This window comes from Streptomyces sp. NPDC059718 (assembly GCF_042733315.1).
Classification (GTDB): domain Bacteria; phylum Actinomycetota; class Actinomycetes; order Streptomycetales; family Streptomycetaceae; genus Actinacidiphila.
Window position 1 is genome coordinate 103,324 of the sequence record NZ_JBHWGA010000008.1, and the last position, 13,160, is coordinate 116,483.

Annotated in this window: 11 protein-coding genes; 7 read left to right on the forward strand and 4 right to left on the reverse strand. The window is 71.5% G+C overall.

Annotated elements, in window-relative coordinates; all coding sequences use genetic code 11:
• Window positions 1–251: 251 nt before the first annotated feature.
• Window positions 252–728, forward strand: coding sequence for a DUF3558 family protein (locus ACFV3E_RS11895; protein WP_500534543.1), 477 nt, complete (start codon window positions 252–254; stop codon window positions 726–728).
• A gap of 159 nt (window positions 729–887) precedes the next feature.
• The gene (locus ACFV3E_RS11900; protein WP_500534544.1) at window positions 888–1,385 is read left to right on the forward strand and encodes an enoyl-CoA hydratase/isomerase family protein; all 498 of its coding nucleotides are present in this window, start codon (window positions 888–890) and stop codon (window positions 1,383–1,385) included.
• A 61-nt stretch (window positions 1,386–1,446) separates the two neighbouring features.
• Here the strand turns inward: ACFV3E_RS11900 and ACFV3E_RS11905 are convergent, their stop codons facing one another.
• The gene (locus tag ACFV3E_RS11905) at window positions 1,447–1,959 is read right to left on the reverse strand and encodes a cupin domain-containing protein (protein WP_500534545.1); all 513 of its coding nucleotides are present in this window, start codon (window positions 1,957–1,959) and stop codon (window positions 1,447–1,449) included.
• Window positions 1,960–2,103: 144 nt separating this feature from the next.
• Here ACFV3E_RS11905 and ACFV3E_RS11910 point away from each other — a divergent pair, with 144 nt between their 5' ends.
• Window positions 2,104–2,805, forward strand: a complete 702-nt coding sequence (locus tag ACFV3E_RS11910) for an alpha/beta fold hydrolase (protein ID WP_500534546.1) — start codon at window positions 2,104–2,106, stop codon at window positions 2,803–2,805.
• 77 nt (window positions 2,806–2,882) lie between these two features.
• Here the strand turns inward: ACFV3E_RS11910 and ACFV3E_RS11915 are convergent, their stop codons facing one another.
• Genes ACFV3E_RS11915 through ACFV3E_RS11925 form a run of 3 tightly spaced genes read right to left on the reverse strand, consistent with a single transcriptional unit; the run spans window position 2,883 to window position 7,960 of the window.
• A complete protein-coding gene (locus tag ACFV3E_RS11915; RefSeq protein ID WP_500534547.1) occupies window positions 2,883–5,657 on the reverse strand; it encodes a bifunctional YncE family protein/alkaline phosphatase family protein in 2,775 nt (924 codons plus the stop codon).
• 6 nt (window positions 5,658–5,663) lie between these two features.
• The gene (locus ACFV3E_RS11920) at window positions 5,664–7,022 is read right to left on the reverse strand and encodes an ABC-2 transporter permease family protein (protein WP_500534548.1); all 1,359 of its coding nucleotides are present in this window, start codon (window positions 7,020–7,022) and stop codon (window positions 5,664–5,666) included.
• On the reverse strand, window positions 7,019–7,960 hold the full coding sequence (locus ACFV3E_RS11925) for an ABC transporter ATP-binding protein (RefSeq protein ID WP_500534549.1): 942 nt from the start codon (window positions 7,958–7,960) through the stop codon (window positions 7,019–7,021). The genes ACFV3E_RS11920 and ACFV3E_RS11925 overlap by 4 nt, the downstream gene beginning before the upstream one ends.
• Window positions 7,961–8,192: 232 nt before the next feature.
• Between ACFV3E_RS11925 and ACFV3E_RS11930 the strand changes: the two genes are divergently transcribed.
• The 4 genes from ACFV3E_RS11930 (at window position 8,193) to ACFV3E_RS11945 (ending at window position 12,988) form a co-directional block, all read left to right on the forward strand.
• Window positions 8,193–8,675: a MarR family winged helix-turn-helix transcriptional regulator gene (locus tag ACFV3E_RS11930; RefSeq protein WP_500534550.1), complete on the forward strand. Its 483-nt coding sequence runs from the start codon at window positions 8,193–8,195 to the stop codon at window positions 8,673–8,675.
• Complete coding sequence (locus ACFV3E_RS11935; protein WP_500534551.1) at window positions 8,672–9,124, forward strand: winged helix DNA-binding protein; 453 nt, start codon at window positions 8,672–8,674, stop codon at window positions 9,122–9,124. The genes ACFV3E_RS11930 and ACFV3E_RS11935 overlap by 4 nt, the downstream gene beginning before the upstream one ends.
• Window positions 9,125–9,469: 345 nt before the next feature.
• Window positions 9,470–10,033 (forward strand): hypothetical protein, encoded by a 564-nt coding sequence (locus ACFV3E_RS11940; RefSeq protein ID WP_500534552.1) that lies wholly within the window; start codon window positions 9,470–9,472, stop codon window positions 10,031–10,033.
• Between the two features lie 168 nt (window positions 10,034–10,201).
• The gene (locus tag ACFV3E_RS11945; protein WP_500534553.1) at window positions 10,202–12,988 is read left to right on the forward strand and encodes an ATP-binding protein; all 2,787 of its coding nucleotides are present in this window, start codon (window positions 10,202–10,204) and stop codon (window positions 12,986–12,988) included.
• The last annotated feature ends 172 nt before the right edge of the window (window positions 12,989–13,160 follow it).

Here is a 13,160-nt window from a genome sequence, read left to right on the forward strand (position 1 = left end):
GCTCTTCGCCCCGCGGGCCCCCCCGGTGGGGGCGCCGGTGTCGTTGTTAGCGGGTGCCGCCGCTGGGGCGGCCGTGTTCGCGTGCCCGCGGGCCCGGCGAACACGGCTGTCGCACGGCGATGACAATCGGTTGCGGCCCTGTGACAGGAGCCCGCAACTGGCCGAGCGCGAGGTGACGTCTTCCGGGGCCGGGACACGAGGTCGGAGTGCCCCTCCGGCCTGCCACGCCACCATCGGAGGACCCAACAGTGATGCGTTCACCTCTGGCAATCGTCGGCCTGGTGCTCATCGCCGCGACAGCGACCGCCTGCGGCTCGTCGGACACCGGCGCGAAGGCGGCCCCCGCGCAGTCCGGCCCTGCTTCCGCCGCCAAGGGGAAGGGAGCGGCCTCGGGCGGAGGTTCGTCGGAGGACGGCAAGAAGGTCGACGCCTGCACCCTGCTCAAGCCCGAGGAGGTCACCCCGCTCATCGGCGAGAACGACGGCGGGCACCCCGACGCCGGTGTGGGGGAGAGCGTCTGCAACTGGGAGAACCCCGACACCTACCACTCCGTCACACTGAGCATCGGCTCCCCGAAGACGGCCGGCTCGGAGGACGTCGACGACTCGATGATGACCGCGTTCACCGTCGGCGACCGCCTGTGCACCATCCAGGTCGTCACCCTCAAGCGCGACGCCGACAATAAGTCCGAGGCCAAGCTCATCGACCTCGTCCGTACGAGAGTGTGACGGGGCGGCGGCCGCGCGCCTGACGCGTCGGCACCAATGCGCCCGCGCAACGTCCCCGCGGGCCCTGGAGGCTGCGCCAGGGCCCGCGGGGCGCCGGACGCGGCCCCGGCCGGACGCGGCCGGGTTGCCGCTCGTGCGCCGGACACTAGCGTCGGACCCATGGACGCACCGACGCGGTTCACGCTGACCGAGCACTCGGCCACCTACTGGCGCGTGACATTCGACAACCCTCCCGTCAATCTCGTGGACGCGACGATGACGAGCGAGCTGGGCGCCGTCTTCACGCGCGCCGAGCAGAACGGTGTCGCGGTCATCGTCTTCGACAGCGCCGACCCCGAGTTCTTCATCGCCCACTACGACCTCTCCGCCAAGGACGAGCTGGACCACGTCCTGGCCCACCCGGAGGAGGTCCACCCCTACACCGCTCTCCTCACCCGCCTGAGCAAGCTCCCCCTGGCGACGATCGCCTCCGTCAGGGGCATCGCACGCGGCGCGGGCAGCGAGTTCCTGCTCGCCACCGACATGCGCTTCGGCAGCCGCGAGAAGGCCGTCATCGGCCAGTTCGAGATCGGCATGAGCGCCATCCCCGGCGGAGGGCCCGCCACGCGGCTGCCCGCCCTGGTCGGACGGGGCCGGACCTTCGACCGACGCGGCTGAGGGCCTACGGGGCTGCGGTGCTGCGCGGTCCACGGTGCTGCGGTCGACGGTGCCGCGGGGTCTACGGGAGCATGATCGTCTTGGAGCGCCGGATGACCTGCTCGGCGCGGGCGCCCATGTCGTCGTCGACCGGCGGCGGTGCCTCGCCGGGGCGGGCGGGTGTGCTGTGGTCCAGCATCAGCTGTTCGAGGCCGGGCGGCGTGTAGATGAAGAGCAGGCGCGCCGCGTGGATGCGCTTGTTCGTGAAGCCGTGCCGGATGCCCTTGGGCACGTGGATGAAGTCCCCTGCCACGGCGGTGAACTCGTGGTCGCCGTCCACGAACTCCAGCTCGCCGTCGAGGACGTAGAACGTCTCGTCCTCCTGCGTGTGCGCATGGGGCACCGGACCGCCACCGGCCGGAACGGTGGCCTCGATGAAGCCGATGCTCCCGTTCGTCTGCGCGCCCGTGGCCTTGACCGTGTAGACGTCGTCCGCGGCCCACACGGTCGGCCCGTGGCCCGACGGCACGTAGAGCGCGCCGCGCCTGTTCCAGGCCGGGTCGTCGGGGTCGTTCTCGTCCAGCAGGAAACTCATCGTGCCTCCGTTGTCAGGTGACCGCCCGGCTTCCTCCGGAGCGTATCAAATCCTTGACGAGTCAATTATCTCGTAGGGCTCCCGGCCGTGATGCGCACCGGTGGGGTTGGTGTCCCCGAGGGAACTGCCCGAGTATCGAAGGTGATGTGTGCCGTCGCGGACAGCCGCTCGAACGCGCCGACCCTGCTCTTCGTCCACGGGGCGTGGCACGGGTCGTGGTGCTGGGACCGCGTGCGGTCCGTGCTCGGGTCCGGTGGCTGGGCGACGCGCGTCGTCGAGCTGCCCAGCGCAGGGCGGGAGGACGCCGGAATCCATGACGACGCGCGCGAGGTGCTCCGGGAGCTGGCGGGCATCGAGGGCCCGGTGGTCGTGGTCGCGCACTCCTACGGTGGTGCGCCCGTCACCCAGGCCGTCGACGAGGCGCCCCGGGTCGCCCATGTCGTCTACCTGGCCGCGTACCGGCTGGAGGTCGGCGAGAGCGTCCTGGGCTACCACGGGGCTCCCGTCGCGGCCGAGCCGCGGGGCTTCCACCCGCCCCCGGACGACCCGATCCGCACGTTCTACGGCGACGTGCCGCGGCGGGAGGCGGAGGCGGCGGCCGCAAGGCTGGTGCCCCAGAGCGCGAAGTCGTTCGCCGAGCCGCTGACCCGCGCCGGCCGGCGCGCGCTCCCGTCCACGTACGTCGTGTGCGAGCGGGACCGGGCGCTGTCGCCGGCCTGCCAGGAGGGCATGGCCGGCCGCGCCGACGCGGTGCACCGGCTGCCCAGTGACCACTCGCCGTTCCTGTCCATGCCCGAGGCCTGTGCGGCCCTGCTCGCGAGGATCGCCCTCGGAGCGACCGACTGAAGCGAGGCAGTTCGACGCTCAGGGCCTCTGGCCGACGGCACCGCCGACCAGAGGCCCGTATGTGTGATCAGCGGGCGTCAGCCGTCGTTCTCCGCCGACGGGATGTAGGCCCCCGGGACGTCGTCCGGCGCGAAGATCTTGTCCTCGCCGGGGTACGGCGTCGTCCACTGGTGCGTCTCGTACCACGTGAGGTGGTTCATCTGCGCGGGGTTGGCGAAGTCCGGCCTGGCGTTGGGGCCGGTCAGCCGCTGCTTGGACTGCCAGTCCTCCCACTTCGCGGCGAGGGCCTTCTTGCCCGCGGGCACCTTCGTCGTCGGGACGGCCGCGGCGCTCGGGTCCTGCGGCGCCGGGGTGTCCAGGCCGCAGGCGGGCGGGGTCTTGAGGCCGTCGGTGAGCGGGGTGCGGTTGGGCAGCGCGGTGAAGGGCGTGTAGTCGGCCTTCTTGGTGAACGCCCCGAACATCGGGGTGGCCGCGCTGTCCTTCTGGTTCATCGGGTGGATCCCGAGGATCTGCTCGATGGTGCGGATCATCGTGATCTGCGAGTAGTAGCGGCTGTCGACGGTGTCGTGCCGGGCCCAGGGGCTGATGATCTGGATCGGGGCGCGGTGGCCGTCGACGTGGTCGAGGCCGGCCTGGGAGTCGTCCTCGACCACGAAGATCGCGGAGTCCTGCCAGTACTTGCTGTGCGAGATCTCGTCGACGATCCGGCCGACCGCGAGGTCGTTGTCCGCGACCTGGGCGGCGGGGCCCGCGGGCCCGCCGGTGTGGTCGCTGGAGAGCCAGAACATGTTCAGGTTCGCCGGACCGTTCTTCTCGAAGTCCTGCTTCCATATCTCCGCCCGGTAGACGTCCGGGACGCTGGTGTCGAACTTCGGGAAGCCGGGCACCGAGACGCTGTTCAGAGACGGGATCGGCGAGGACGACACCAGGTTGTAGGCCGTGTCCTGCCCGGTGGCCTGCATGTTCTTGGTGTCGCAGTACAGGTTCTGCCAGGTCGCGCCCGACGGCTTGGTGAGGAACTGGTGGAACTCGCCGAAGTCCCGCACGCTCTTGCCCTGCGCCTGCGCGCCGGTCCAGATGAAGCCGGTGCGCTGATGGCCGAGGGCGTCGTCCTCGGTGTCGTAGCTGCGCGCGTACTCTCCGGCGGAGGACTCGGTGTACTCGGGGTTGTCGGCCTGCATCAGCCAGTTGTGGCCCTCGGCGGAGTTCGTGCCGATGTCGTACGTGTTGTCGTACAGCCCGAACTGCCGGGCCAGCGCGTGCTGGTTCGGCGTCACGTTCTCGCCGAACTCGGCGAGGGACGGGTCGCCGTTGCCCTGCGGGACGTCGCCGAAGACCTGGTCGTAGGTCCGGTTCTCCTTGACGATCATGAAGACGTGCTTGATCGTCGACGGGTCGCCGAGTCGCTGCGGGACGGCCACCGGCTTCGCGTGGCCCTTGTCCTTGCCCTTGTCCTTCGCGAGCTTGACCGAGCCGTTGGTCCAGCCGTTCTGCTGGAAGACCTTGGCCGTCTGGGACTTGATGACCTTCTCGCTCGGCAGCGTGAACCGCTGGACGCTCGAGGTGGTGTCGTGCGTGCCGTGCCCGGCACTGCTGGTGGGCCGGCGGGCGTCGATGCCGCGGGTGTTGGAGACCACGACCTGGTTGCCCACGGTGGCGATCTCCGCGGGGAAGTAGTCCGTCGGGAGGAGGCCGACGTAGCCGACCGGCTCCTGGGGGGAGTCGTACCGGTAGACGGCGACCGCGTTGGCGCGGCCCAGCGTCACCAGCAGGTGGCCGTCGTCGGTGAGTGTGACGGCGTTGGGCTCGTAGCCCACCGACGCCTCCGGCCACGGCTGGGTGGCGATGGTCTGCACGACCTTGTTCTTGCGGGTGTCGATGACCGACACGTCGTTGGTGGCGGTGTCCGTGACGAACAGCGCCCCCTTCTTGGCGTACAGCGCGGTCGGGTGCAGACCCACGTCGATGCTCGCGACGGCGGCCGCCGGGTCGGCCAGGTCGATGACGCTGACCGTTCCGGTCGTTGTGGCGCCGGTCTTGGGGTCGGCTGGTACCTGCGTGCCGTACGAGTTGATGGTGGTCTCGCCGGGCTTCGCCGGGCGCCCGCCCTCGTTGCTGACGTACAGCTTGGAGCCGACCACGACCATGTCGCGCGGGGCGTTGCCCACGGCCCAGCTCTGCTTGACGGTCGCGGTCGCCGTGTCGATGGCGACCACGCGGTTCTGGCCGTTGACCGCGGCGTACACGGTGGAGCCGTCGGAGGAGAACACCGGCTCGCCGACCAGGGCGTGCTTGGAGCCGTCCGCCGGGATGGAGACCGACGTCGGGTTGGCGAGGCTGCCGTCGGGGTTCACGGTGAAGCGGGTGTAGCCGTCGGTCTGGCCCAGCCACAGCTGCGAACCGTCGGGGGAGTACGTGGGGCCTTCCTGGCCCACGCTGTTGCTGCCGATGCGCAGGTCCGCGGACGCGGAGTTGCCGACGAGCTGCTGGACCTTCCAGTTCTTCAGGTCCACGACGGCCAGTGCCACGCCCCCGTCGGTGACGGAGGCCGCGAGGTGGGTGCCGTCCGGGCTGACCGAGGACGACATGATCTTGCCGTTGTTGATGACGAGGCGCTCACCGTAGGGGGCGATGTACTGGTCGCTGGAGACGACCTGCCCCCGGTCGGTGACCTGGCCGACCTGGTCGTGGCCGAACTGGGTGGTCTGGGCGAACCCGATCCCGGTACCGGTGGCGAGGACGACGGCGGTCGCGGCAGCCAGCGTGAGGGTTCTGCGGCTGCCGAACCGACGGCCGGGGAGGGCGTGGATGTCCCTCTCGGCGTCCGTGCGGCGGCGACGAGTGACCTGCATGTTGAGTTATCCCTTCGGGGAGGTGGCAAGCAGTTCGACGTTGCCGTCGAACTGCCAGAGCGGGTTCGGCGCGTCCCCCACCGGGGTCCGCACCAGGAAGTAGCCGTTGACTTCCTTCGGTCCGTCGCCGTCGGCGACGTACCGCCCGTCCGGAGTGACGTCGAGCTGGTAGATGGCCTGGCCCGTGGCGGATACGCCGGGAAGGTGCCAGGAGACGACGCAGCGCCAGTCGTTGCCGGGCCCCTCGGCATCGGCCGTGACGCCGCCCTTGGTGCACGCCGCCGTGGCCTTGAGCTGCGCTTCGGTGACGGCGGGACGGTGGAGCTGGTCGGTCTGCATGCGGTACAGGTGGGCGAAGGCCGTGGCGACCGAGCGCTGCACCTTGTCCTGTTCGACCCCGGAACCCGTGGCCGTGGTCGTCGCGGTGAGGACGGCGACCGTCGCGGCGAGCAGCCCGGCCAGCGGCAGGGCGCCGGCGAGGAGCGCGCGGCGCGCCGAGCCGTCGTCGGTCAGGTTGGTGAAGTCGCGCCGCAGGAAGAGGAGGTAGGCCAGGACCGTCGTGGTCACGGCCCACAGCAGGCTGACCGCGATGCCGATCAGGAGCGGTGCGAGCTGCTGGGGGCCGGTGAACAGCCCGTTCCAGGAGATGAAGGCGTAGCCGGGCAGGGCCAGGCGTACGGCGACGGGGAGCGGCATCATCTGCGCGAGCTGCATCGCGAGCGCGACGAGCGCGGGCAGCAGCAGGCCCATCGGGGACCGCCCGAGCGCGATGGAACCGAGCAGGCCGATCCCGGCCAGGGCCAGCGTCGGGGCGAGTGCGCAGAGCCAGGCGAGCAGGACCTGTCCGGCGGCGTCGGACGGCGTCAGCAGGTGGCCGTCGAGGCCGACCAGCGGCTGGTTGCCGACCGCCACGACCCCGCCGACCGCGCTGGAGCAGGCCATCCCGGCCACGAGCAGCAGCAGGACGGTGAGGCTGGCCAGCGCCTTCGCAACGAAGATCCGCCGGGGTGAGCGGACCGCCACCAGCAGGTGGCGCCAGGTGCCGAGCCGGTCCTCAGAGGCGAACACGTCGCCGCCGACAACCGCGGTCAGCAGCGGGAGGGCCCAGGTGCCCGCGAAACCGAGCATCACCAGCGGTCCGGCCCACCCCGTCGCGTGCATCCAGCGGCCGAAGAGCGTGTCGACGGGGAGTGTGCTCTGCTGGCTCACCGCGGCGACGAAGAGCGCCGGCGCGATCCAGCAGGCCAGGACCAGCAGGCGGATCCGCCATTGCGAGACCAGCTTGACCAGCTCGAAGCGGTAGCCGCGCGAAACCGGGACGCGACGGACGGGGACAACGTTGTCGGCGACGATGGTCGCGGTCATCGGCCGGCCTCCTGCTGCTGGGTGAGGGCGAGGAACGCCGCTTCGAGCGGCGAGACGACGGGTGCGAGCTCGCGCAGTGCGATGCCCGCGCGAACGATCCCCAGCACGAGTTCGTCGAGGGCCGGCACCAGAGCGCGGACGACCAGGAGGTCGGCGTCGTTCCGTACGCCGGCGTCGTCGACGACGCGGATTCCGGCCGTGTCGAGGGCCAGTTCACGGGCGGCCTCCGGGTCGGAGGTGAGCAGCCGGTAGTCGAGTTCGCGGTTCTCGGCGGCCAGCTTGCCCAGCGGGCCCGAGAAGACGACCCGTCCGGTGGCCAGGATGGTGACCTCGGAGCACAGTGCCTCCAGGTCGTCCATTCGGTGGCTCGACAGCACGACGGCGGTCCCCTCGTGGGCGAGCCGGGTCAGGACCCCGTGCACGTGCTTCTTGCCCGCCGGGTCCAGGCCGTTGGACGGTTCGTCGAGCACGAGCAGGCGGGGCTTGGTGAGCAGGGCGGCGGCGAGCCCGAGCCGCTGGCGCATGCCGAGCGAGAACCCGCGGGCCCGGTCGTCTGCGACGTCGGTGAGTCCCACCTGGGCGAGTACGTCGTCGATCCCGGCCGCGCGCGCGTCCTGCCCGCGGAGGGCGGCCAGCGCGGCGAGGTTCTGCCGGGCGGTGAGCGAAGGATAGAGGCCGGGCCCGTCGACGAAGCCGGCGACGCCGTCGGGCGCGGCGAGCGCCCGCCCGACCGGTGTACCCAGGATCTCGAGGCCGCCGCTGTCGGCGACCGCCAGGCCCAGCAGGAGGCCGAGCAAGGTGGTCTTGCCTGCGCCGTTCGGTCCGACCAGGCCGTGGATCTGTCCCTGCGTCACATCGAGGTCGACGCCGTCGAGTGCGACGACGTCCCCGAAGCACTTGGCGATTCCGCGAGCACGGACTGCGAGGAGTGTGTCCATGGGTCCCTTCTTCCGCAACGCTCATGGACCTTAGGGAGGGCGCACACCCCTGCCAGGGACGCTCGGTTGAATGGCCATGGAACGTATCGTCAAGACATCGGCAAGTCCGGGTGCACGAAGTAGGCGTCATCGAGCCGGACTCGGGCAGAACCGGGCGTAGGGCGCGGGTTGGGCGGGTTCGGAAGCCGGAATTTAGTAGCCATGTACATAGTAGCCATGTACAGTATTTGGCGTGAGTCCAGCAACTGAGAGCGCCACGCCGGGGTACCTGGTCTGGCGCCTGTCGATGAAATGGCGGGTGGCCGTCGACCGGGCGGTCGCACCACTGGGCCTGACCCACGCCCAGTACGCGGTGATGGCCTCCCTGTACGGCATGTCGCGCTCCGGGCTGCGGCCCAGCCAGCGCCGGCTCGCCGACCACACCGGCCTCGAACCGCTGTACGTCTCCAAGCTCGCCCGCGCCCTGGAGACCGCCGGACTCGTCGAACGGAACCGGGACCCGGGCGACCCGCGCGCCATGCAGTTGTCGCTGACCGAGCAGGGGCGCGACGTCACCCGCCGCGCGATCGGCGTGGTCCAGGGCCTGCTGGACCAGTTGCTGGAGCCGCTCGGGGGGCAGGACAGTCCGCGCACGCGGCAGTTCACCCGCGAGCTGGCGACCTTGATCGACGCACCTCTTGATCCGTACACCGAGAACGACGAGGAGCAGTCATGACCACCACCACACCCGCACCCACGGCCAACGGCCGGGTCATCGCCCTTGCGCACCATGCCGCACGCGCCCTCCTGGAGGGCGTTCTGGCCCGCCACGGCGCCACGTTCCACCAGAGTGTGACGCTCCGGGCCGTCGTGGCCGCGGGCGGGGCCATCGGCCGGGACGACCTCGTCGGCGACGTCATCGGCTCGCTGAAGACCGATGTGTCGGTCGTGCGCGGCGTGATCGAGGAGCTGGCCACCGCAATGCTGTTGGAGGAAGACCCGGCCGAGGCGTCCCGGATACGGCTCACGGACGCCGGACGGGAGTTGTACGAGAGCACCACCACGGAGACAGCCGAGATCTCCGCCCGGCTGTACGCCGGTATCCCGGCCGAGGACCTCGCTGTCGCGGGTCGCGTGCTGACACTGATCACGGAGCGTGCGAACGCCGAGTTGGCCGGAGCCTGAGGTCCTCTCCCGCTCGTCGCCGTTCCGGGGGGCTGCTGCCTCCTGAGCCGGGGCCGCGGCTACCGTCCACACGCGCACGCACCTCGGACGGCGTCCGGCCGGCGCCGCCAAGCCGACTCGGCGGATCGCAGCACCACCTCCAGCATGGGGTCTTGAGGGGCGGACTGCGCCGCACTCCCGCGGCAAGAATCACCCCGGGTTGCATCTGACGCGCCCTCAGTGGCCGACCGGGTGACGGGCCTCGGGCACGCCGGGGAGCGCGAGGGCGGCGGGCCGGGGCCGGACGGTGCGATTCCGTGGTATCCAGGCCTGAGTTGGGGCGATCGACTGGCGGGGGAGAGAGCCGTGAGGACACTGGGCGGGGCTGTGCTGGCCGGGGTGGTTCTCGCCGCCGGGGTGCTGGGCTCCACGGGCTGCACCCTCACCATCGGCGAGCCGGCGGACGTCGCGGTGGTCACCGCGACCGCTTCCGCCACGTCTTCGTCGTCCGGCCCACCGTCGGCGTCGGCGTCGGCGTCCGCCTCCGCCTCCACCTCGCCGAGCCGTACCGCGACACCGGTGCCCGTCCGCGGACCCGATCAGAAACTGGTGGTGATGACGGTCAGCGGCGGCTTCGCAGGCGTCCACCATCAGGTGATGCTCCGGGGTGACGGCACCGTTTTCGCCAGCGAAAAGGGCCGGCCCGTATTGCGTCGGGTCGGCGCCGCCCAGTTCAAGGAATTGCGGATCCTGCTCGGTGACCCGGCGCTGGAAGACGTCCCGGACTTCACCATGAACATGGCGGCAAACGACATGTTCCAGTACACCCTGCAATTCAACGGCCGCACGGTGATGACGGACCGCTCCAGCAAGCTGCCCGCACTGGAAAGGCTCATCAACGCCCTGAGTCGGTGGCTCCCAGGTCGTTGACCTGCACTCCCTTGACGGAAGTGGTCCGGGAGTCGTCCATCGGGAATACCGCAGGTGAATTCTCCTGCGGTCGTGAGTCGGACATCACGACGGCCCGCACGAATACGCCACCCGTGCCGTGTGAGAATCATTGCGTCCAGCCCCGGAACCAGAGAACCGGAAACTCCGATGCAAACCTCCGTGTACACCGCCGACGTCGGCGGTGGAACGCGCCAGGGGCTGGTCGGTCGCGCGGGGGACGTGGACCGGATCGAGGGTCTGCTCGGCTCGGTCGATTCCGGTGGCGCGGTGCTGCTGTCCGGCGAGCCCGGGGTGGGCAAGACGGCGCTGCTCGGCCATCTCGCCCAGAGGGCACTGGCAGCCGGCGCCAGGGTGCTGCGGGCGGCGGGCACGCGGTCCGAGAGCGACGTGGAGTACGCGGCACTCAACCAGCTGCTCTTCCCGCTGTGGGAGGAGGATCCCCAGGCCCTGGACGGGGCGCACCGCGAGGCACTGCGGGTGGCCCTGGGCTTCGGCGAGGGACCCGCGCCCGAGCGGTTCCTCGTCTCCAACGCGGCCCTGGTGCTGCTCCGCAGCGCGGCCACCGCGACGCCGGTACTGCTGGTCGTCGACGACCTCGATGCGGTGGACCAGGCGAGCGCGGCCGTGCTGGGATTCGCCGCACGCCGGCTCCCGGGAAGCCGCGTCAGGTTCCTGGCGGCCGTCCGCAAGGGTCGTCGCAGCCCCGTCGAGGAGGGCGTACGCGCCGGACACGAGGTCCTGCCGCTGGACGAGAGCGCGTCGCGGCTCCTGGCCGGCTCGTCCCATCCGGACCTCGCCGGGCCGGTCGTGGAGTGCGTCGTCGCCGTGGCGCAGGGCAACCCGCTGGCCCTGGTCGAGTTGCCGGCGGCCCTGACCGGGCCGCAGCGCGCCGGGCTGGAGCGGCCGCCCGCCGCGCTGCCGCTCACACGGCGCCTGCGCGAGGTCTTCGGCCCGTGCGTGGCGGAGCTGCCCGCGGCGACACGGCGTCTGCTGCTGGTGTCCGCGCTGGAGGGGACGGGGGACCTGGCCGTCGTGCAGACCGCCGCGCACAGGCTCGGCGTCGGGGCCGACCTGGTGGACCTGGAGGCCGCCGAGCGTGACGGCCTCGTGCGGATCGAGGAGTTCGACCACCGCGTGAGCTTCCGGCACCCGCTGTTCCGTGCCGCGGTGATCGACGCGTCCACCTCCGCGGAGCGGCGTGCCGTGCACCGCGAACTCGCCGAAGTGCTGCACGACCGCCCCGACCAGCGCGCATGGCATCTGGGGGAGGCGTGCGTGGAACAGGACGAACACGTCGCCGCGTTGCTGGAGGGCACCGCCCACCGGGTCCTGCGGCGCGGCGACGCCATGGCCGCGATCCGGGCCCTCACCAAGGCCGCGCACCTGAGCCCCGGCGCGGCCGACCGCGGCCGCCGGCTGGCCACCGCCGCGTACATACGGGCGGACGCCTCCGGTGAGCTGACCATGGCGTCCCGCCTTCTCGACGACGCCCGGCGCTTTGGCTCCGACGACCGCGCGTCCCTCTACTCGGCGGCGGTCGCGGTCCACCGGCTGCTCGACGGCGAGGGGGACATCGACACGGCCCACCGGGTGCTCCTCGGCGCGATCGAGAACGGCGACCATCCCTACCGCGCCTGCGACCCGGCCCTCGAGGAGGCCCTCTACCTGTTGTTCATGTTGTGCTGCCTGGGCGGCCGGGAAGAGCTGTGGGCGCCCCTCCACCGGATCCTGGACCGGCTGGGGCCCGACGCGCCGCGCCTGCTGGGGGTGAACGTCGCCACCCAGGGCGATCCCGCACGCACCGCCCTGGCGGCATTGGGGGACCTGGAGGAACTCATCGCGGGCCTTTCCCAGGAGACGGCCCCGTCGAGGATCACGCGGATCGGCGCCGCGAGCATCGCCGCCGACCGGCTCTCCGGAGTGCGTGACGCCGTATCACGCGTCCTGCCCCAGGGCCGCCGGCAGATCGTCACCCTGCCGCTCCTGTGCACGGACGCGTTCCTCGCGGGCCGGTGGGACGACACGACGGAGCTTGCCGACGAGGGACTGCGCCTGTGCAAGGAGCACGCCTTCGAGGCCGTCTCCTGGTACTTCCGGTACTACAAGGCGGTCGTCGCGGCGGCCCGCGGCGAAGCCGGCATCGCGGAGGAGGCAGCCGACGCGATGGCCCTGTGGGGGACGTCCCGTGGCGCGCACCATCTGGTGACCCTGGCGGACCACATCCGGGTGCTCGTCGCGCAGGCGGAGGGCGACTTCGAGCGTGCCTACCGGCACGCGGCGGCCATCAGCCCGCCCGGTGAACTGGCCCCGTACACCCCGGTGGCGCTGCTGGTGGCCGGGGACGTGGTGGAGGCGGCCGTGCGCACCCAGCGGCCGGTGGAGGCGGCCGCCCACGTGACCGTCGTCCGGAAGGCCGGGATCGCGGCGCTCTCCCCGCGCAGGGCCATGCTCGTCGACGCCTCGGCGGCGACGGCTGCCGAGGCGGACGAGGAGGCGATCGAGCACTTCGAGCGGGCCCTGTCGCACCCCGGCCTCCAGCAGTGGCCCTTCGACCTGGCACGCGTGAACCTGGCCTACGGCGAACGCCTGCGCAAGGCGCGGTCGACCACCGACGCCAGGGCGTCACTGAGTGCGGCCCTGGCGACCTTCGAGCAACTCGGCGCACGGCCGTGGGCGGACCGGGCGAGGCGCGCGCTGCAGGCGACCGGATGGATGGTCAAGCGGGCCGACGGGCCGGAGTCCGTCGGCCTCACCCCGCAGGAGGTCGAGATCGCCCATCTCGCGGCTTCCGGCCTGACCAACAAGCAGATCGCCGAGCGGCTCTACCTCTCCCCCCGCACCGTGGGGGGCCATCTGGGCCGGGTCTTCCCCAAGCTCGGCATCACCTCCCGCGCGGCGCTCCGCGACGCCCTGACGGGCCTTGCCAAGCGCTAGTCGCGGACGTACGGGGGCCCGACTCGACGCACAGGGGGGTGGGGACTGCACGGGTGGGCAAGGGGCCGTGCACAACGGGGCAAGGAGCCCGGCGGGGACTCCTCCTACGGTCGAGTTGTCCCATCACGAGTGGGACCCCAATGCGCGGGTCCGGCACCGTTCGCGGATCCGT

Coding starts and splice junctions, on each gene's coding strand:
- ACFV3E_RS11905 (WP_500534545.1), bottom strand. CDS start 1,959: ATGAGTTTCCTGCTGGACGAGAACGACCCCGACGACCCGGCCTGGAAC.
- ACFV3E_RS11945 (WP_500534553.1), top strand. CDS start 10,202: ATGCAAACCTCCGTGTACACCGCCGACGTCGGCGGTGGAACGCGCCAG.
- ACFV3E_RS11895 (WP_500534543.1), top strand. CDS start 252: ATGCGTTCACCTCTGGCAATCGTCGGCCTGGTGCTCATCGCCGCGACA.
- ACFV3E_RS11910 (WP_500534546.1), top strand. CDS start 2,104: ATGTGTGCCGTCGCGGACAGCCGCTCGAACGCGCCGACCCTGCTCTTC.
- ACFV3E_RS11900 (WP_500534544.1), top strand. CDS start 888: ATGGACGCACCGACGCGGTTCACGCTGACCGAGCACTCGGCCACCTAC.
- ACFV3E_RS11925 (WP_500534549.1), bottom strand. CDS start 7,960: ATGGACACACTCCTCGCAGTCCGTGCTCGCGGAATCGCCAAGTGCTTC.
- ACFV3E_RS11920 (WP_500534548.1), bottom strand. CDS start 7,022: ATGACCGCGACCATCGTCGCCGACAACGTTGTCCCCGTCCGTCGCGTC.
- ACFV3E_RS11915 (WP_500534547.1), bottom strand. CDS start 5,657: ATGCAGGTCACTCGTCGCCGCCGCACGGACGCCGAGAGGGACATCCAC.
- ACFV3E_RS11935 (WP_500534551.1), top strand. CDS start 8,672: ATGACCACCACCACACCCGCACCCACGGCCAACGGCCGGGTCATCGCC.